Annotated in this window: 13 protein-coding genes; 6 read left to right on the top strand and 7 right to left on the bottom strand. The window is 49.1% G+C overall.

Annotation, left to right across the window (positions count from 1 at the left end):
* Positions 1-105: 105 nt before the first annotated feature.
* A complete protein-coding gene (locus J3P34_RS21505) occupies positions 106-2,841 on the bottom strand; it encodes a S8/S53 family peptidase (RefSeq protein WP_210490688.1) in 2,736 nt (911 codons plus the stop codon).
* 664 nt (positions 2,842-3,505) lie between these two features.
* Between J3P34_RS21505 and J3P34_RS21500 the strand changes: the two genes are divergently transcribed.
* Together J3P34_RS21500 and J3P34_RS21495 are read left to right on the top strand one after the other, a co-directional pair.
* Positions 3,506-5,395, top strand: a complete 1,890-nt coding sequence (locus tag J3P34_RS21500; protein ID WP_210490687.1) for a PAS domain-containing sensor histidine kinase — start codon at positions 3,506-3,508, stop codon at positions 5,393-5,395.
* 34 nt (positions 5,396-5,429) lie between these two features.
* A complete protein-coding gene (locus J3P34_RS21495) occupies positions 5,430-5,774 on the top strand; it encodes a response regulator (protein ID WP_345890393.1) in 345 nt (114 codons plus the stop codon).
* A gap of 156 nt (positions 5,775-5,930) precedes the next feature.
* On the opposite strand, the gene J3P34_RS21490 is transcribed toward J3P34_RS21495, so the two are convergent.
* Entirely contained in the window at positions 5,931-6,227 is a 297-nt protein-coding gene (locus J3P34_RS21490; protein WP_210465453.1) for a sll1863 family stress response protein, read from the bottom strand.
* 337 nt (positions 6,228-6,564) lie between these two features.
* Between J3P34_RS21490 and treF the strand changes: the two genes are divergently transcribed.
* From treF to J3P34_RS22195, 4 genes are all read left to right on the top strand, one after another.
* Complete coding sequence (gene treF, locus J3P34_RS21485) at positions 6,565-8,169, top strand: alpha,alpha-trehalase TreF (protein WP_246853847.1); 1,605 nt, start codon at positions 6,565-6,567, stop codon at positions 8,167-8,169.
* A gap of 300 nt (positions 8,170-8,469) precedes the next feature.
* On the top strand, positions 8,470-8,862 hold the full coding sequence (locus tag J3P34_RS21480) for a response regulator (protein ID WP_210465452.1): 393 nt from the start codon (positions 8,470-8,472) through the stop codon (positions 8,860-8,862).
* Positions 8,863-9,409: 547 nt separating this feature from the next.
* Positions 9,410-11,995 (top strand): PAS domain S-box protein, encoded by a 2,586-nt coding sequence (locus J3P34_RS21475; protein ID WP_345890392.1) that lies wholly within the window; start codon positions 9,410-9,412, stop codon positions 11,993-11,995.
* Positions 11,996-12,231: 236 nt separating this feature from the next.
* Positions 12,232-12,852, top strand: a complete 621-nt coding sequence (locus J3P34_RS22195) for a YqaE/Pmp3 family membrane protein (RefSeq protein ID WP_246853845.1) — start codon at positions 12,232-12,234, stop codon at positions 12,850-12,852.
* Positions 12,853-13,015: 163 nt separating this feature from the next.
* On the opposite strand, the gene J3P34_RS21465 is transcribed toward J3P34_RS22195, so the two are convergent.
* The 5 genes from J3P34_RS21465 to J3P34_RS21445 form a co-directional block, all read right to left on the bottom strand.
* On the bottom strand, positions 13,016-13,414 hold the full coding sequence (locus tag J3P34_RS21465; RefSeq protein WP_210490684.1) for a hypothetical protein: 399 nt from the start codon (positions 13,412-13,414) through the stop codon (positions 13,016-13,018).
* 15 nt (positions 13,415-13,429) lie between these two features.
* A complete protein-coding gene (locus J3P34_RS21460; RefSeq protein WP_210490683.1) occupies positions 13,430-13,843 on the bottom strand; it encodes a hypothetical protein in 414 nt (137 codons plus the stop codon).
* Positions 13,844-14,263: 420 nt separating this feature from the next.
* Positions 14,264-17,089: a M16 family metallopeptidase gene (locus tag J3P34_RS21455; RefSeq protein ID WP_210490681.1), complete on the bottom strand. Its 2,826-nt coding sequence runs from the start codon at positions 17,087-17,089 to the stop codon at positions 14,264-14,266.
* A 310-nt stretch (positions 17,090-17,399) separates the two neighbouring features.
* On the bottom strand, positions 17,400-18,389 hold the full coding sequence (locus J3P34_RS21450) for a TIGR03885 family FMN-dependent LLM class oxidoreductase (RefSeq protein WP_210490680.1): 990 nt from the start codon (positions 18,387-18,389) through the stop codon (positions 17,400-17,402).
* 436 nt (positions 18,390-18,825) lie between these two features.
* Complete coding sequence (locus tag J3P34_RS21445; RefSeq protein WP_210490679.1) at positions 18,826-19,590, bottom strand: oxygenase MpaB family protein; 765 nt, start codon at positions 19,588-19,590, stop codon at positions 18,826-18,828.
* Positions 19,591-19,758 lie beyond the last annotated feature (168 nt).

Below are 19,758 nucleotides of genomic sequence, written 5' to 3'. Positions count from 1 at the left end.
TCTATAATTGCCCATAAAACAGAAGCGGCGACCCATTAGGTCGCCGCTTCTGTTTTATGGGGTTTGCGTTTAGGGCCTGTTTTGCTTTAAACAGGCCCTAAACAACTATCTTGAAAGCAAGAGCTTCTGGGTTGAAACGCCCTTAGCCGAAACAAAACGGAGGTAGTATACGCCGGAGGCCAGGTTAGAGAAATCGAAACTGATTTTGTCTTTCCGCTCGTAGCTTCCCTGCGAGGTCACTATCCCTTTGCTGTCCACCAGTTGCACATTCACCAAGGTTTGCTGTAATTCCGAAGGCATTGTAATGGTCACCTGTCCTTGCGATGGGTTAGGAAACAGGGAGATGGCCTGGGCTTTCACTTGACCAGGGGTAGAGGTCACCGTTCCTGAGCCCATGATCTGCTTGTATTTCAACAGGGCCGCACTAGCGTTCTTCCTGATCTCAGTTCTGGTCTGGCCAGCCACCAACGCAAAGGCAACGGTGTCTGATTCCGTAGGCGCTAAGGTTCTGATGGCCGAGGAGATAATATAAGACACATCCTTACCTTCTCCCGCGCCGGCGCTGGCCCGCTGAATGCCGCCAGAAAGAGCCTTGTATTTTTCCTGAGTGGAGAATCCATCGGTCATGTTGATGGTTTCTGGGGCTACGGTGTTATCCAGGGCGTAGAAGCTAGGAGCCCCGGAGGTGAGAATCTGGATGCCGGCCCAGATGCTGGTATCTGTTTTATGCCGAACGATGCCCAACTTAAGGTCTTTGTCCCACTCGGCTACGTTTTTGGAAGCCGAGATAATATCCCAGTCTGCGAACATGCCCGCGTGCGCGGCCGCAATGGTGTCAGCGGAGCGGTTGGTGAGAATGTATTCCAAAACTACGAAATCCCGGTTAGGAGCATCGGCCCAGGCAAAGACGTTCTGCTGAATACGCAGGCTTTTCTTCTTGGTGGTAGTGAGGGAGTCTTCCATCACGTTGGAGGCATAGAAGCTGGCATATGGGGAGTTCATCTTCCGCTGCAGATTGCTGACGGCATAGAAATCATGGTCCGTTAATCCTTTCTCATTCCGGATGTTATCAGATACCTGCATCGCAGAATAACCAATGAGCAAACCTCCTTCGGCCAGCAAGGGAGCGCTGCCACGGTAAATGACTCCTTTGCCCTGGCTGTAATCAAGGCCGTTGTACCCGATATTGCCGGCGCTCATAGCAGAGACAGCCAGGTTGTTGACATCGGTAGTCAGGAAGTCCTGGTTAAGCACCAGGGAGATGTATTGGTAATCTGTATAGGACCCGCTGGTAAATCCTAGTCGTAAAGTGACCTGGGTGTTGGCAGGGGTGTTGGCGGCAATCTTGAACTTAAAGGGATTGCTCTGGTTGTCCGCACTGGCCAAGGTGCCCAAACTTGAAACGGAAAAGCTTTCCTGCACTATCTGGAGGTAGGGACTAGTTGAAGAAATAGAAATTTTCAATCCTGAGACAGGGCTCAGGTAATTGACGAATTTTCCAGAGAGGCTAACCACGGCTCCGGGCTCAAAGGTGTTGGAGCCTTCCATGTTCCAGGAAGTCAGCCTTACGGAGGTGGCATTTTCATCGGTCAGGGCCCGGTAGACATTCAGTCTGCCTTTGCCCAGTTTCTCAAGGTATGCTGCGTTTCCGGGTAATGCATAGATATTATCTGCGGTGGCCCGCAAACGTTCAGCAATCTGCAGAGCGGTAAGTGAAGGAAAATAACTCCGTAGTAAAGCCGCGGCACCTGCTACTATGGGAGAAGCATAGGAAGACCCCGTACCATATCCATAGTGGGAATCATTACCATTGGCAGTGGAATAAACCCCCACTCCCAGAGCACCTAAGTCAATGTTATTACTATAAGTGTGCGCACTGCCTTTGATGTCATTTTTATCTAAAGCAGCCACAGAAACCACGTTCTGATAAGAGGCAGGGTAGAAGTCCAGTTCAGCGTTAGTATTGCCGGCAGCGGCCACTATTACCACATCCCGGTCTAAAACCGCATAGTTAATGACGTCCTGCTCAAAAGCAGAAGGGAAACTTACCCCACCCCAGGACAGGTTGATGACTTTACAGCCATGGTCAGCGGCATAAACAATGGCTTCATAGCCTTTAAAAGAACCGGTAGAAGTGGAGGCGAATACTTTGATAGGTAGAAATTTGGCATGGTAGCCCAAACCTGAGATTCCTAAGCTGTTGTTGGCCTGGGCTGCCGCAATACCTGTAACAAACGTGCCGTGGCCGTTGGCGTCGGCGGTAGGGTCATTGTCACCGTCGGCCAGGTCCCAGCCTCTGAAGTTGTCTACAAAACCATCGCCGTCATTGTCTATCCCGTCAATTGGGTCCTGATAGTTATAATTAAGGTTGTTTTTAAGGTCTTCGTGGGTAAGTCTTACGCCAGTGTCCAGGATACCAATCACTACGCTGGAGTCGCCTTTGGTTACATCCCAGGCCTGGAAAGCGTTTACTGCCTTTAGGTAATTTTGCGCGCCGGAAACGGAATCTGCTTTAGGGTCATTTGGAATATGGAGAGGTTCATGCAAATACAGCGGCTCAACGTACTCTACCAAACCGGTGCGAAGCAGTTCTTTTTTAATTTGCGTGAAAGATTGGCCGGGGTTATACTGTAACTCATATATTAAGGAAAGATCCACTGATTTCTTCTTGCTGCTTTTTGCCGAAGGTCCAGCCGCAGCCGGAAACTTCTGCTGTGCCTTGCCAGAAGCTACCCGTTGTACCACCTGCTGTACGGGTGAAGGGCCCGCACTTTTGTTCATGGCCGTAGGTGCGGCAGATTTCAATTTGAAAATGAGTGTATAAGGTTCTGTTTTGGGCATGTTTTGCGCCCAAGCACATGAACCTGGAGAAACCCAGCTGAGCAACGCAAGCAGGGAAATTAGGTATAACCGGTATTTCATTGTATTAAAGGTATAATTTTTATCAAATTATCTGCAGTTTTTTCGTTTAAATTATTCTTTTACAAGACAAACAATAATCTAGTAGGGTAAGGTATTTTTGATTACGTTACCGTAAAAATTAAGTATATCCAATTTTATGTGTTTTGGTACTTTATAAAAATTATAATACTAATTTGTTGTTATTATTATAATAAGTTTTTCAGCTATGTTTTCATGTAGGATGTAAAATATAATAAAAAGTTATTATTTGCTATTTCTAAGCACTCTTGATTTCTTCATAGATGACTTGCCTTTCACTTTGGGGTAGATTCAACTTGTAAGGTTTAGATATGAGGGTTATTTGTTAGTTTGTGATAGATAAAAGAGAGGGGGAGGTTCATATAAATTCAAAGGTAGAATGATATTTTTTGGACAAGAACATATAACCTGTTAATTTTAAACATGCATTTTTTCTTTGCCTTTACAGAAGCTTGGTTCCATATGGAAGCTTGTTTTGTCTTTTGCATTTTGGTAAGGATTTGAGATGCCTGTCTGGCTCAGATGTCATTTGCTTAGTCTGGCCGAAATGAAATAGTTTGAACGCATGATATCGAATGCTGTGGCAGAAGGATTTTCGCCCCTTCCAGAGGGTGACTACCGCCTGTTTTTTGATTGCAATCCGCTACCTATGTGGGTGTTTGATACCGTTAGCCTGCGATTTCTGATGGTCAATGCTGCTGCTATAAAGCTGTATGGCTATACCGAGGAAGAATTTCTTCGGATGACTATCAATGATATAAGGCCAGAAAGCCAGCGCATGGAGATACTGCAGCTGGTGGCCAGTCCCCGGGCGGCCCTTAACCAATCAGGCGATTGGGTGCACCTAAAAAAAGACGGGACAGAGCTGTACGTAGACATCGTTTCCCATGAGCTTACGCCCATTGCTGGCAAACCCGCCAGGCGTCTGGTGGTGGCCCATGACATTACCGCCCGTAAACAAGCCGAGCAGCAGTTGGTCCAGGCAGAGCAATATGCCCGCTCCATTCTAAATAACATAGTAGAGGTGGTTTTCTCCTTCAATGACAAAATGGAGATGACCTATATCAGTCCCCAGTGCCAGGTAATCCTGGGGTACTCACCAGAGCAATTCTATGCAGACAAGTTCCTTTGGTTTAACCTGGTGCATCCACAGGACCGGGCGCTGTTTGAAGAATCTTTGCCCAAGATAAGGGTCTCAAGTCAGCAGTTTCAGCTGGAGTACAGGATCAAGGCAGTTACTGGGGAGGAAAAGTGGCTGATTACCCGCTGTACCGCCCAGCTCAATGACCAAGGCAAAATGGTTAGGATTGACGGCAGCGCCAATGATATTACCCGCCGAAAACTAATGGAGGAACGTTTACGCTTTGCTGACTTCTCTATTGAACGCGCCTCTGAGGCTTACCTTTGGACCCGCGCAGATGCCAGGATCATGCGGGTGAACCGAATGATCTGCTGCCTGCTGGGCTACCAGGAAAAGGAATTGCTGGCGCTCCGGATGCCGGACATTGTTCCGGGGATGGATGACCAGGAGTGGGAAAAACAGTGGGCCGAGTTTGTGGAGCAGAAGAGCCTGAACTTTGAGACAGTGCTTAGGGCCAGGGACGGACAACTGCATCCGGTAGAGGTGCACCTCAATTATTTCAGTTTTGGGCAGGAAACGTACAGTTTCTCCTCCATCAGGCAGATTGCCGAAAGAAAACAAGCTGAGGCGGAGATAGCCAGCTTTCACCAGGAGATAGCGCGGCAGAACGAGCACCTGCGCCAGTTCGCCTACATTGTATCGCATAACCTGCGCGCCCCGGTTGCCAATATTGTAGGGCTTACCAGACTCTATAACCACAAGAACCCGTCAGATCCCATGAATGCCGTGCTTGTGTCAAAATTAGAGCGAACCACCCATCGGTTAGATACTACCATCAAAGACCTGAACGAGATCCTAACCATCAGAAGTGGGGCTGAGCAGGAAATGGAGAACGTAGACCTGGAGCAGGTTTTCGCTGAGGTGAAGGAAAGCGTATCAGGGCAGCTGGGTAAGTATTCCTCGCGGCTGCTGGTGGATTTCAGCGCCGGAAAAAGGGTACTGGGAGTGAAAGGCTACGTGCACAGCATTTTTTTAAACCTGATCACCAATGCAATAAAGTACCAATCTAAAGACCGGTTCTTGGAAATCCATATTAATACTGTATTTTCAAACGGGTATTTGTGCCTGCAGATCCAGGATAACGGATTGGGGATAGATTTAGAGAAACAAGGGACCAAGATTTTTGGCTTGTACCGTCGGTTCCATCCGCATATTGAGGGTAAAGGATTAGGTTTGCACATGATCAAAACCCAGGTGGAGACCATGGGCGGATGGGTGGAGGTGCAAAGTGCGGAAGCTCAGGGATCCACATTTAAAGTATATTTTCAAGTAGCACCAAAAAATGACGAAATACCAGCGAGTCTTCTTAATTGACGATGACGAAATTCACAATTTTCTGTGTGAAAGTGTGATAAAAAGCCAGCAGTTTGCCCAGAAAGTGAACAGCTTTTTATGGGCAGAGGAAGCTTTAGATGCCTTGAATGGTATGGTGAAAGACGCCCCCCAGGATTTCCCGGAAATCATCTTCCTGGACATCAACATGCCCGGCATGGACGGTTGGGAATTCATTGAGGAGTATAAGAAACTGCCCCTTGAACTCACCGGCAAATGCCTGCTTTTTGTCCTTTCTTCGGCGGTAGATAAGAATGACATCACCCATGCCAGAAACCTCTCTGAGGTGAACGACTTCTTCTCCAAACCGCTTACCACAGATATCCTGCAGATCATATCGGAGCAATACACTGAGTCTTAGATCATCACAGTATAAGACATCAATAAAAAGGAGGCACAGCCCATTGGCTATGTCTCCTTTTTATTTTGAGGGAGGTACCTCGTCGTTTATGTAAGTTGGATTTCCAGGTCAACCATATTGCCAGAGGCGTTTTATGGCCGGTTTTATGAAAACAGGCTAAAAGATCTTTTTGATGCCATCTGTCAGGTCATCCAGGCCGCGTTTAATGTCTTGCCAGGTGCTTTCAGTGGCAGAGGAAGAGTTGTCCAACTTCTGGGCAATCAAGGCGCGTTTGGCTTCTAGGGCCGCAATATGCTCGTGGTAGGTATTCTGCGAATCTACGGTAGTGGCGTGGGCCCGGCCCTGCAGGACCTTTATCTTAGCATCCAACTCCTCTAAACTTTTGCGGATTTCCTTTTCGTTCAGGTGCTCAGGAGCCCGCATGTTCTCAGGTTTTAGGTTATAAGTATCCATAGTGGTAGGGTTAGTTGCTTTTAAGTACTTTGATGAGCCAAAAATGTTTTGTCTTAGCTCTAATTGTGCCTCTAAGATGGGGCAAAATAGAAGTTAAGGGCTTTTCCAGATCATTGAAAGGTTAAACTGGTTCTACCCCGGTTACCTATTGCTGATGAGGGAAGGTAGGTGGATGTGACACGGAAAGGGTAGCCCAACCGGTATGCTGATTTTAGCCTGTTTTTTGTGAAACGGAGGCAAAACACCTGCCATCGGTACACGGCCTGAAATGGGCATGTGCATATCCTTCAGCAGAGGCTTCTGCGTAAGAGGAGGAATCTTACTAATCCATTCCCTGATGAAGAATATGCTTTCCTGCTCTTTGCGGCCTTTAACCAGAAGCCTGGTTCTCTTTGTTTTCCTGCTATTCTGGGGCTGGTCTTACAATGGTCAAGCGCAATTCAGGCCGCATGAAGAACTGGGTGATCTGTTCAAGGAGGTGCAACTGGCGCCCGTTTTCCCCGATTCCAAAACTTTCCCAGATTGCATGCCTTTGGCTACCCCGGAGGTGATTTTGAAGGCGTATGCCCAGGAGAAAGGCAAAGCCGGGTTTGACCTGAAGGCCTTTGTGCAGCGCTATTTTGAGTTGCCGACCGAACCTGCCAATAGATTCAAGTCCAATGCGGCTTTGCCCGTGGAGCAACACATCACCCGTTTGTGGCCGGTGCTCACCCGGCAGCCCCAGGCAGAGCAGAGTTCCCTTATTCCGTTGCCCCACGCCTATGTGGTGCCCGGAGGCCGCTTCCGGGAGATTTATTACTGGGACAGTTATTTCACCATGCTGGGGCTGCAGGAAAGCCACCAGGTAGAACTTATTCAGAGCATGGTAGACAACTTTACCTACCTCATCAATACCCTGGGGCACATCCCCAACGGGAACCGTAGCTACTACGTGAGCCGGTCACAACCGCCTTTCTATGCCTTAATGCTGCGCGTGCTGGCCCAGGAAAAAGGCCCTGAGGTGCTAAAAACCTATGAACCCGCGCTTCAGAAAGAATACGATTTCTGGATGGATGGCCAGGAAACGCTTTCCGCCGTACAGCCAGCGCACAGGAGGGTGGTCAGAATGCCTGACGGAAGCTTGCTCAACCGGTATTGGGACGATGACCCATCTCCCCGCCCCGAAGCCTATAAGGAAGACGTGGAAGTAGCCCGCACCTCGGGCCGGAATCACCAGGAAGTCTACCGCGACATCAGGGCGGCCGCCGAGTCTGGCTGGGATTTCAGTACCCGCTGGTTCCAGGACGGCAAATCTTTGCAGACCATCAGAACCACCCAGCTGATCCCCGTGGACCTGAATGCCCTGCTCTACCACATGGAACTTACCCTGGCCCAGATGGCCCACCTGCAGCAAAACAAAACCCGTGAAAAGCTTTACCGGCAAAAGGCCGGGCAGCGGAAGAAAGCACTCCTTCGCTATTGCTGGAACCCTGAAGACAAGTTCTTCTATGACTATGACCTCACTGGCCAAAAGACAACTGGTATTCCCACCCTGGCTTCCGTTACACCACTGTTCTTTTGCATGGCTACTAAAGCCCAGGCCAAAGCGGTGGCCCAACAGCTGCAACGTGATTTCCTGAAGCAAGGCGGCCTGGCCACCACTTTGACTGCCTCGGGCCAGCAATGGGATGCACCTAACGGATGGGCGCCCCTGCAATGGATGAGCATTCAGGGGTTGCGCGCCTATGGACAGAATAATCTGGCCGATACCATTGCCAACCGGTGGATAAAGCAGAACACCCAGGTCTATGAACTCACGGGTAAGCTCACCGAGAAATATAACGTGGAAAAACCCGGGGCCGAAGGCGGGGGAGGGGAATACCCCAACCAGGACGGATTTGGCTGGACAAACGGCGTCTTACTCAAACTGCTGAAGAAACAACAGTCCACCAAAGGTAAATAGCCATGGAGCCATGAACTGGTTTTAAGCCTGTTTTCAGCAAATCAGGATGAAAGCAGGCCGGTGGTTATTTCTAATGCTCATTTTAGGTATCAGGCTTCTTTATGGGTATGAAAAGCGTGTTCCGGCTTAGCCAGGGTCCCAGATTGTATAGCTTCTTAAAAGTATTGGGCTAAGCAGAAAAGAAGGGAATTGTAGTTTTTTTCTGATTTGGGTTAAATTCTTGCCAAGCGTATAAGTATTTATTCGTGGTTTTGCCGTTATTTTACTCAGACAAAGACCCTACCCTGAAATAGCTTTCAAGTGAAGAGAATTAAATCGATCTTATTAATTGAGGATGATGAGATAACTAATTTCCTTAACCAAACGGTGATAGAGGAAACGGGGGTAGCCGAGGAAATCATAGTTGCCTTGAATGGCTTAGAGGGGTTGTCTTACCTGCAGAGTCTTAATAACCCGGCAGATTTCCCTTCCTTGATATTGCTGGACATCAACATGCCAGTGTTGGATGGCTTTTCCTTTTTGGAAGAGTACCGCAGACTTCCTTTGGTGGAGAAGAGTTCTACTAAAATAGTGGTGCTATCTACCTCCTCCAACGTCTCTGATATGAACCAAATGCGTTCTTTGGGCATCACTACCTGCCTGCAAAAACCCCTGAATGAAGCTGATTTCAGAAAAGTAGTAGCGGAACTGTAATCAAATCTCCAAACATTTTTCCGCTATAAAGCCAGTTTTTGGGTAGAATTTAAAATCATTTAATAGCCCTCTGCACAAGCCGAAGCACACAAAGCGACTCCTTTAACCTTCTCCCGAGGGTTTCTTTTTCGTCACATCACTTAAGCCCTTTGGGCAAATACTTTTAAGTCACCATGAGCAACTCATGGAGGGCCGCTGTTGCGCCATTATGGATGTGAGATAAAGTAGGTTTCGCCTGGCTATCAGGGAATTGAAAGCTTCTGCCCATGTTTCCTGTTTCTCTACTCCCAAGCCATAGAGGCGGAACTGTATAGGCATACAATCTTAAGGTGGAATTTCTGCTTTTAAAAATGCTATTTACTCATAAAGCCTCTGTAGGAGGAGGTTTTGATTTTATCCACTTTACACATCGTGTTAAATAGCATTTAGTGCTTATTTGTAATTTAATTGTATAATTTTCATTAATTCTATTGTTGTTAAGATAATGCTATTTATAGAGTTGAAATAATGTAAATTGCATCTTGGAAATTACTTGAAACTGCAAGCGGTGAGATCAAATAAAGTGGAGTCAACAAAAGTGCAGTGGGACCAAAAAGTCATTGAAAATATAATTGGTGTCTCGCCTGACCTTCTGTGTGTAATTGATGAAGTTGGAAATTTTATTCATGTTAGTGCCAGTAGTGAAGAGGTATTGGGTTATGAGCCTTCGGAATTACTAGATAAACCCTTTGTAGATTTTGTTGCCCCCATTGATAAAGCCACTGCCTGGGAAGAATTTAGACATGCCATCAATGGAACCCCGGTCAGGAACCATTACAACCGATACCTGCATAAGAGCGGCGCCATAGTCCCTTTGTCATGGTCAGCAATCTGGTCAGAAGAAGAACGGGTTGTTTACTGCATGGGCAGAGATGCCGCTGACCTCATCTTAGCGCAGCAGAAACTGGTGCAAAAAGAGGAGTTCCACAGTACTTTGCTGCAACATGGCTCAGATATGTTAGGTCTCCTTAACGAAGCAGGAGAGTACATTTATGTAGGTGGAGCGGTTTCAAGGTTGCTGGACTATGAACCCGGCCAACTGCTGGGGTGCAACGTGTTTGACCTCATCCACCCAGATGATGTGCCCATGGCTAGTGAAGCCTTGGCCCTGATTTTAAGATCAGAAGTGATTCAGGTGCCAGACTTTAGGTTCAGGACCGCTAATGGAGAATGGCGCTGGATTGAGGCCATTGTCAGTAACCAGTTGGAAAACCCCGCAGTCAAGGCACTAGTGGTTAGTTCCCGGGATATCACCGAAAGAAAGGAAGCTCTATTGAAGTTGGAGGAAAGTGAGCGGCGGTTCAGTTCCCTGTTCAATAACAACCCAGACAATGCTACTTATGAAAACCGCGAGGGAATCATTCTGGATGCAAATCCAATGTTCCTATCCTGTGTAGGCCTTCCCCTGGAAGAGGTGGTTTCAAAGAAAATCACTGATTTTCTTCCTCCTGAAGTTGAGCAGCTATGTACAGAGAATCTGGAAAGGTCATTCCAGGGCGAAAAAGTCAACTTCAATATTGAATTCCCTAAACAGAATAAGGGGGTAGTGCGCTTTAACGTAACCAAGATCCCTGTTATGGTTAAGGGAGAGGTGATTGGTGTGCATTCCATTGCCAAGGATTTGACTGAGGTATCCGCTGCCCAGGCCATCATCCAGAAACAAGCCGAGACCCTGCAGACCATATTTGAAAGCATTACAGATGCCTTCTTCATGTTGGGCAATGACTGGCGCTTCAAGTTGGTTAATGGCGAGTTTGAGCGGGTGCTAGGGCTTAGCAGGGATGAATGCCTGGGTAAAACCATCTGGGAGGTTTTCCCAGAGCTGGTGAACGGAAGTTTCTACCATCACTACAAATTAGCCATCTCTACCGGGCAAGCCGTTAAGTTTGAGTCCCTGCTGCAACCCTCCAGTATCTGGCTAGAAGTAAAAGCGTTTCCTTCTGAGGAAGGACTCTCAGTGTACTTCTCAGACATCACGGAGAGCGTGTTGGCCAAACAGGAGCGGGAGAAATTGTCTCTGGTGGCCAGTAAAATCTCCAACGGAGTTATTATCACCGATCCGAAGGGGCAGATTGAGTGGGTGAACAATGCTTTCACCCGCAACACCGGCTATACTTTTGACGAGGCCAAAGGCCAGCATTTGGCTACTTTCCTGGAAGGCCCGGAAACCGATCTGGAAAAAGGAAAGGAGATCACCGAGAAACTGACCACAGGTATCCCTTTCAACATCATGGTGCTGCACTATAAAAAGTCTGGGGAGAAGGTGTGGATTTCCATGGACTTTACGCCCATCATCTCTGAGTTGGGCCAGGTCTCGCAGCACATCGTCATCCAGAAAGACATCACTTTCAGAAAAGCGGCCGAAGAACGCCATCTGCAGATGACCCGCGACCTTTACCGTCAGAACCGAGACCTGCAACAGTTCACCTATATTGTGTCGCACAACCTGCGGGCGCCGGTAGCCAATGCCATGGGCCTCGCCGATTTCCTGACCAAGCTGGACAAGCACTCAGAGATGTATGACAAATCTCTGGCCCATCTCAAAACTAGTGTCTTCAAACTGGATACTGTGCTTCGCGACCTAAACATGATTCTTTCGCTCAGGGACCAGCAGGATATCCTTGAAAGGGAGTTGGTAAGCCTGGCGGATGTCTATGAGCAGGTGCGCCAGTATTTCATGGAGTCTCTGGCACACCACAAGGGAGAGGTTGTCGCATATATATCCCCTGACCTGAAAATCAATACCAATAGGGCGTATATCTACAGCGTGTTCTATAACCTTCTTTCCAATGCCATCAAGTACAGGGCAGAGGCGAGATCACTTAGGGTAGAGATCAAGTGCCAGGTGTGTCCAGCCGGTGGCCTCAGAATAGACTTCTGTGACAATGGTTCTGGTTTTGACATGGAAAAAGCCGGTGATAATGTGTTTAAGCTTTATAAACGCTTCCACAACAATAAGAAGGGAAGGGGCATGGGCCTATTCCTGGTGAAAACACACGTGGAAAGTATGGGAGGCACCATTCAAATGAAAAGCAAGATAAACGAAGGCACCCAGGTGGAGATCCATATACCCGGCGAAGTCTCTGGCAATTGATTCATACCGCTGCGTTTCAGGGCCGATTTCCTTAAAGGAGCCCTGATACGCAGTGGAATCATTTTCTGCCTTCTATTCAATTTAAGTCATTATTTGACCTAGTTTATAACAAATTATAGATAAGTATAGTATTTAGAAAGGTGCATAATAAGTGTACTTCTTTATGGGAAAAGCTGTGCTGCAGCTTGCCTTAAGAAGAGCTTATTCAATCAATTTTTCACCTAATTCTTTGTACTATGAAATTCAAAATTCTACTCCAGTTTGTATTTGTCTTCGTATTAGGGCAATTCCTGTTTTCCTGTAGCTCCGCTGAATATTACCGCTTTGCTTCGGTAAAGCCAGAGACTTACCAGAAGTCAGTTGCGAAAGCTACCCCAACTGAAGCCACCGCTACAGAGGAAACCGCTCCAGCCACTGCCCAGGCCATCACTTCCACAACCGAGGAATCAAGCGTTGCCGTAGAGGCAGAACCAGTACTGGAGGCTTCTACCAAGGCTCCGGTGCCTGTGTTATTTGAAACCCGGAAAGCTGCCTTTGAAAAAAGCTCGGTAAAAGCCACTAAGCCGGCAGTGGTTATGGATGAAAAGGCTGCCCTGGAAACAGTCAAAAGCAAGCTCTCCAGCATGACCAAAGCGGAGAAAAAAGCCTTTAAAAAGGAATTGAAGAATTCCCTGAGAGATGCCAAAGAAGCCTCTGACATAGTGGAGATTTTATTGGCTATTTTCATCCCACCCCTTGGTGTTTTCCTGCACGAAGGCGAGGTGAACAGCAGATTCTGGATCAGCCTTTTACTTACCCTCCTGTTCTTCCTGCCAGGGGTTATTTACGCCCTCCTGGTGGTGACCGACACTATTTAACCTCGCATATTTACCTGTAAATCACCACAAGAAAGGCCCCGGTAATTTGCCGGGGCCTTTCTTGTGGTGATTACTTTTTCAGACCTTGGTTGGCTGAATTTTTTGGTTTCTAAAACCTGTAAATGTGGAGCAAAGATCAAAAAGGAAGCTTAATCACTTGGTCTTACATCACCTTGAGCCAGTTCTCAGCGGAGGCTTTTTCCTCAAAAGTAAGGATGAGAATACCATTAATGGGGTATTTCAAGGTTTCCTGGGCGGAGCGTTGGCTGTAAAGCTCTGGGGAGAGCACCCAGGCAAAGTACTTCACGCCGGCCTTGTGCAAGGCTGGGAGCCAGATTTTCGCGCCCCACTCCGCCAGGCCTGACCAGTTGCCGGAAACCAGCGTGTGGTCATTGATGACTTTGGAGGTTTTGGTACTCACCACATGTTTCAACGTTTTTTCGCAGCCATCTTTCACCGTGTCCTCGGTCTGGTGCCCCGTCCAGGTCACGTGGAGAATGTCTGAAATCATGTCCAGGTGAATGGCTATGTGCGGCTCAGAAAGTAAGGTGCGTTTGTGCATTTCTTACGGAAGGTATCAGGAGATGGCTTTTAGCCAGGTCATGGCCTGGGCACGGTCTGTAAAGTTCTGCATCTCATAGTGCAGGTCCAGGCTGCGCTGGATCTTGTGCAGGTTTTCATCTGCTACCGATTCCCTTCTGAAATCAGTGGATGTGATTCGGGCTACCTTCCGGAGGCGGGTGGCGTTGAATTCCTGGGCTATCTTCAGCATGAGGGTAGTGTTTTCTTCGTCTGAGATAGAAATGGACGCTTTGCTGCCGTCTACCAACAGGTTCTTTACATCATAATCCCTGACGGTTTCTACCAAAGCCTGGAACGCTTGCCTGGCCTCTGGCAGGTATGAGGGCGCCAGGTCTGGCCAGTCCATTTCCAGGATATCCGTGGCCGGATCATACGTAAGCTGAAGAATACTGTCCTGGTAAAGTAGCATAGGCTGCAGCTGTTAAAAAGGACATAGATTTAACCAAATATACTATTTATTTGGCAGCCTTTATACTACTCTCCGATTAATATATAACCCTGAAATTTATTGATTTTGTAAATCACCAGAGGTTATCCGAGGTGCATAACCTAGTATAAGGTTCTGTTTGGAAAGACCTGAACAACTTAGGTTATAAAACTGATAGTTTAACTCACCCTGGTTCCTGGTGTTTGCCGGTGCTCCGACGTAAAGAGGGGGTAATGGCGAGCGTTTCAAAAGTATTTTCAGGAAAACAGACCGAAAATCAGAGTTGATCAACAAAGGCTTAAGCTTTAGGCTTTACCAGCGATTTAAGGAAAATGGATTAAAAACAGCAGCCCCTCCGGGAAAACCGGAAGGGGCTGCTGTGAAGTAAATAAGAAGGCAAAACTAATTCAGAAGAACCGGTTTCCCGAAGCCCAGTTGTTCCAGTTTTTTCAGTTGGGTAGCGGCATCGCCTACCACCAGGTAATACATTTTGTTGGGGTTCACGTACTGCTGCGCCAGCGTTTTGATTCTGTCCAGCGTCATACCCTGCACCTGGGCTTCGCGCTGCTTGGCGTAGTCGTGGGGTAGTCCGTACGCGCTGATGCTGTTCAGGAGACCCAGTTTGGCGGCCATGGTCTCAAAAGCCCGGGCATTGCTTTTCACCAGGAAGCCTTTGGTCACTTCCAAGTCCTGCGCCGAGTAACCCGGACCGTAGTTCTGCAGGATCTGCTTAATCAAATCGGTTGCCTCAAAGGTGATGTTGGATCGCACGCCACTCTGGATCACGAACGGACCCGGCAGGGTAGAGCCCGAGAAAGAAGACCCAATGCCGTAGGTATAACCCTTGCCTTCCCTCAGTTGCTGCGTCAACTGCGAGGCAAAGCCGCCACCGCCTAAGATGTAGTTCATCACCTGCGCCGGGTAGAAGTCTGGGTGCGTCACGGGCAAGGCCAGGTACCCAAAACGCAACACGCTCTGCTTGGCCCCGGGCACATCATAGAAATACACGGTTGATTTAGCAGGCGCTGCCGGAGTGGTGTACTGCGGGAAGCGCACCTCTTTGGCCTTCCAGTTCTGGTCCAGGCCGGCCAAAGAATTAATAACCTCCTGCTGGTCTACGGCTCCTACCACCTGGAAAGCCGCTACTGATGGGGAAAGATTGGCGCGGTAATAGTTCTGCAGGTCAGCCAGGGTAATGGCCTTCAAAGACGCCTCGGTGCCCAGGATGTTGCGAGACAGGATGTGGTCTTTGCCATAGAGTACTTTCCGGAAATTTATATCAGCAATGGAGTTGGGGTTGGCTTTCTGCTGTTTCAACTGGCTTTCCACTTGCTGCTTGGCCAGCTTGAATTCCTGCTCATCCCAACGGGGCTCCAGCAGAATCTCCTGCACCAGAGCCAGGGTAGGAACGAAATTGCGGGCCAGGGTGCGGCCGCTGAGGGTGAAGCTTTCCTCGCCGGCATTGATGCTGATAGAGGCGCCCAAGGCTTCCATGGCTTCTTCCAGTTCCTGGGTGGTCTTGTTTCTGGTGCCTTTCAGCAGCAGCTCAGACAACAGGTTAGAGACGCCCACCTTAGAGGAGTCTTCCAGCAGCAAGCCGCCGTTCATACGCAGGTTGAACATCACTAATGGCACCTCGCGGTCGGTGATGCCCAGCGTTTTCAGGCCGTTTTCCAGTTTTCCCTCCCAAACGTCTGGTACTTTGGTCTCGGGGGTTTTGCCGTAGGCCGGCTCCACGGTGCGGTCAAAGCTAGAGGGCGTGCGCGGGTAAGAGGCTTTGGCCGAGGCATCGAACTTCTCCTCGGCACCTTCCACTATTTTCTCCTCCACCACGCTGGCTTTCTGCGAGCCTTTGAGCACCAGGTTCACCTGTCCTTTGGGCACAAAGCTGGTTACTACGTAAGGCTTGCCTTTGAGGTATTGACGGTACACGCGCATCACATCCTCGCGGGTCACGGCCAGCATGTTCTGGATGTCTTTGCTGATGAACCCTGGGTCACCCGCGAAGATCTGGTACTGGGCCAGCTGGAACCCTTTGCCCTGCACACTGGAAAGCCCGTTGTAGAAACCAACCTCCTGCTGGGTCTTGATGCGGCTAAGATCGGCATCAGAAAAACCTTCCTTTTCAAAGCGCTGGAAAGCTTCTTCCACGGCCGCGTGGATCTGGTTCAGGTCCACTTTTTCATAGCCCCTTATGCTCACCATGAACTGTCCGGCCAGCTCGGCGCTGCTCTGGTACATGTTCACGCGGCCCGCCAGTTGTTTCTCGTCCACGATGAGCTTGTTGAACGGCGCCTTCTTGCCATCCGACAGCAAAGTGGCCAGGGTTCTGAGGGCGTAAGAGTCTTTGTGGTAAATATACACACTGGGCCAGGCCATGGTCAGTTCAGGCAAGCGGGCGAAGTTGTCCTCGTGGTAGAGTTTTTTGGTTTGGGCCAGCACCACTGGTTTCTTTTCCAGCGCCGGAATGTTCTGGCCTTTTTTGATCTCCCCGAAGTACTTCTGCACCCAGGCTTTGGCCTGCGCCGGATCAAAGTCGCCGGAGACCACCAGGGTCACGTTGTTGGGCACGTACCAGCGGCGATAGAATTCCTTCACGTCCTCCAGGGTGGCGTTCTGCAGATCATCCAAAGACCCGATCACCTGCCAGTGGTAGGGATGGTCCTTGGGGTAGAGGTTCTGGTCGATGACGTAAGAGGTGTGGCCGTAAGGAGCGTTGTCATAGCTCTGGCGCTTTTCGTTTTTCACCACCTGCTTTTCCTTTGCCAGCACCTGATCAGTAACCGTGTTGATGAAGAAGCCCAGTTTATCAGCCTCGGCCCAGATCATTTTCTCCAGTGCGTCGTTGGGTACGGTCTGGTAATAGTTTGTGCGATCGCGGTTGGTGGAGCCGTTGGCGCCGGAGCCGCCTATGCGGGCGCTCATTTTGTCCAGGCCGCCTTTGCCCAGGTTCTCAGACTCCAGGAACAGCAGGTGCTCAAACAAGTGGGCAAAACCGGTGCGGCCTTCTTTCTCGCGCGCCGAACCCACGTGGCTCGTAAGCGCCACCGCTACCACCGGATCAGATTTGTCTACGTGGAAGACGACGGTTAGCCCGTTGTCCAGGGTGAACTGGTCATAATCAACTTTAAAGGATTGGTTCTCGGTTTTAGACTTGCTCTGCCGCTGACAGGAGAGCAGCGCCAGGGAAAATAGGAACAGGAAGGAAAGGGACTTGTTAAATCGCATGAAAGGAATGTTTGTCTTTTGGTGGTTTTGTTTGTGAAAAAGAGAAAAATCAGGTGTATCAATCGCCTGATATGGGCAAAGGTAACACTGCAATTAACATGGTGAATACTTCGCTTTTAGAAGAAAACATTTTGGCCAGACAAGAACCGGAATGGGAATCGTATTGCGCCTGATTTTAAGAAAATAGGCTGGAAAAGAAGGCAGGTAAGCCGATGTTAAGGAAAGGCACTATCATGAAAAAGACGGATGTTCTTTCCCCGGTTTCAGAGGAAGAAAACACCCGTCTTGTGTCTTTGAAAGGGGGGATGCCTTACATTCTTTCCGCTATTTTCTGAAGTTCAGGCAGCACCCGCTCCCCAAAAAACGCGATGTATTGTTCCTGCTGAAGGTTTACGTTGTGCAGGTGCAGGTGCGTAAAGCCCAGTTCCAGGTCTTTGGCCAGCCATTCAATGTGTTCCTGGGCGCTATCCGAGATCCTGACGGCGGGTTCCAGTTCATCTGGTTTCACCATGCTGCCGGCAGCATCAAAACCTTTCACCGTAGGGATGTCTGAGAGCAGAGCCGAGGGGAAGACATTGTTTTTCCATTGTTCATGCGCGCCTTGCCGCGCTTTCTCCTTAGAAGTGTCATAAGACAACTGCACCTTCAAATGCATGGGTTTGCCCTCGCCGCCGCCTTTGTGAAAAGCATCAACCACCTTTTTCAGTTCCTCCGGCGAATTGGAGATCGTGATCAGGCCATCGGCCCAGCTGCCTACCCATTCGGCAGTTTCCGGGGTAATCGCGGCCCCGAAAACGGGTGGCATGTAATCAGGTAGGGTGTAAAGTTTGGCGTATTCCACTTCCACCAGGCCTTTGTGGGTCACGGTTTCGCCTCTCCAGAGAGCCCGCATGATGTCCACGCAGAGTTTCAGGCGGTCATTGCGCTCCTGTTTGTTGGGCCACTTCTGCCCGGTGATACGCTCGTTAAGGAACTGCCCGCTGCCGGCGGCAATAAAGAACCGATGGGGGAACATCTCGCACAGGGTAGCCACCTTCTGCGCCGCGATGGCCGGGTGGTAACGCTGCCCCGGCGCCGACACCACCCCGAAAGGCAGAGAGGTGGCCTGCATGGCGGCTCCCAGCCAGCTCCAGGCATATCCGCTCTCGCCCTGGTTCTCGCTCCAGGGATAAAAATGATCCGAGGAAAGCGCGTTCCCAAAACCGGCCTGCTCGGCTTTCTGTACTAAGTTTAGTAAATGGCTTGGCTTGAACTGCTCATGCGAGCAATGATACCCGAAAGAAAAGTCTTTATTTCCCATGTGGCTGCTGTTTCATGTGGTGATAAAGGAAGTGGGGCCTGTAGCCTTTTGTGGTCAAACTTCCATACGGAGCTGATGCGCTGTTCCCATTCTGTGCTGATGGGTTACCCTGGGTAACTACCGGCAGTTCCGGAACAATGCATTACTCATCCCTTTTGATTCCAAAGGTGTACGGCAGAGGTTGTTAGTAGTTCAAGGCTGTTTTCTGAAAAACGCGCTAAAAACAATTGTGCCTCCTTGAGCATCCGGGCAGGACTCTGTTTCAAAGCTGTTTGTCTGGAATAGCCTTGAAACGCCTCGGTTTTGAAAAGGGCCAAGGTTAAGTTTCTGCGGGGTAAGGCGGGAGTAAAGAGCAGGCAGGATACTGGAGAAGGGGTGTGGAAGGATTTTTCAGGCAAATGAGCAGAACTGGAATCCAGAAAGTACCGGCTTTCTCTTATTCTGGCTTTTGGTCCAGATCCTTGATTTCCTTCTTGTAGTCGGAAGGTAAAATGATGCTTTTGAGGAACCAGTCCAATTTGAATTTCCTGCTAGCCTTGTAGCCTTGTAGTAGCGGGGTGATCAAAGAGGTCTTCCGGAATCCCAGCAGCTCTTTCACCCGGTCTGGCACCACCAGAATCTGGGCTTCCAGGAGCAGGCGGTATCTTACCTGGCCCAGGTGTTTTTGGTATTGCTGAAACAGGTCCTGGGTGTAATGACTCATGGCCAGGTCTCGTCTTAAATGCTCTTCCCGGCTCACCAGCCATTCCTGGTAAGTAGCAGGGAGCTCTTTCAGGCCCATGCGGGAGCCTACGCGGTAAAAGACCTCAAACACCTCTGTTTTCTCGGTTAGGGAAAGCGGCCGCTCCAATACTTCAAATGATCTGATGGAGTAGTCAATGAGCATGAACAGAACATCGCGATAGGCCCAGTCTGGGATGGACATGCCGCGCTTGGCTTCTACGCCGGCGTGGATGCTGGCCATCCGGTCAATGGTCTGGTAGGCTGCGTCAAGAGGGGAGAAGACGATTTTCCGGGCGTAGGCGACTGTTGAAAATAGCCGCCCCAAAGGATCGGCTGGAAGCCGGCCCGTAAAGTACAGCCAATCCACGGCTTTGTTCAGGGCAAACTCCGCAGAAGAGCCCGCAAAAATAAAGAGCACGGTATCGCCCTTCCCCCAGATCTCCCGCACCACCGATCCCTTCTCTACAAAATACTGCATGGGTAACTTCTTTAAGTTTAGAAGAATAGGTTGCTAAGTACTTAAACTGCTATGTCCCAATGAAGAACGAAGAAGAACAGATTCAGATTCTTTTTGTGAAAAGCAAAATGTTTTAGCTCTGATAATAAGCCTTTTAAAAGGTGATTTGATGATTTCTGGTTCTTCTAA

The sequence above is a fragment of the Rufibacter aurantiacus genome, assembly GCF_017916345.1.
GTDB lineage: Bacteria > Bacteroidota > Bacteroidia > Cytophagales > Hymenobacteraceae > Nibribacter > Nibribacter roseolus.
The sequence above is the reverse complement of the archived record's forward strand: the minus strand, read 5'-3'. Positions and strand labels throughout refer to the sequence as shown.

Bases quoted from the DNA above. Each gene is read 5' to 3' on its own strand.
- J3P34_RS22195 (WP_246853845.1), top strand. From the start codon at position 12,232: ATGAAATTCAAAATTCTACTCCAGTTTGTATTTGTCTTCGTATTAGGG.
- J3P34_RS21460 (WP_210490683.1), bottom strand. From the start codon at position 13,843: ATGCTACTTTACCAGGACAGTATTCTTCAGCTTACGTATGATCCGGCC.
- J3P34_RS21490 (WP_210465453.1), bottom strand. From the start codon at position 6,227: ATGGATACTTATAACCTAAAACCTGAGAACATGCGGGCTCCTGAGCAC.
- J3P34_RS21465 (WP_210490684.1), bottom strand. From the start codon at position 13,414: ATGCACAAACGCACCTTACTTTCTGAGCCGCACATAGCCATTCACCTG.
- J3P34_RS21455 (WP_210490681.1), bottom strand. From the start codon at position 17,089: ATGCGATTTAACAAGTCCCTTTCCTTCCTGTTCCTATTTTCCCTGGCG.
- J3P34_RS21445 (WP_210490679.1), bottom strand. From the start codon at position 19,590: ATGCAGTATTTTGTAGAGAAGGGATCGGTGGTGCGGGAGATCTGGGGG.
- J3P34_RS21450 (WP_210490680.1), bottom strand. From the start codon at position 18,389: ATGGGAAATAAAGACTTTTCTTTCGGGTATCATTGCTCGCATGAGCAG.
- J3P34_RS21505 (WP_210490688.1), bottom strand. From the start codon at position 2,841: ATGCCCAAAACAGAACCTTATACACTCATTTTCAAATTGAAATCTGCC.
- treF (WP_246853847.1), top strand. From the start codon at position 6,565: ATGAAGAATATGCTTTCCTGCTCTTTGCGGCCTTTAACCAGAAGCCTG.
- J3P34_RS21500 (WP_210490687.1), top strand. From the start codon at position 3,506: ATGATATCGAATGCTGTGGCAGAAGGATTTTCGCCCCTTCCAGAGGGT.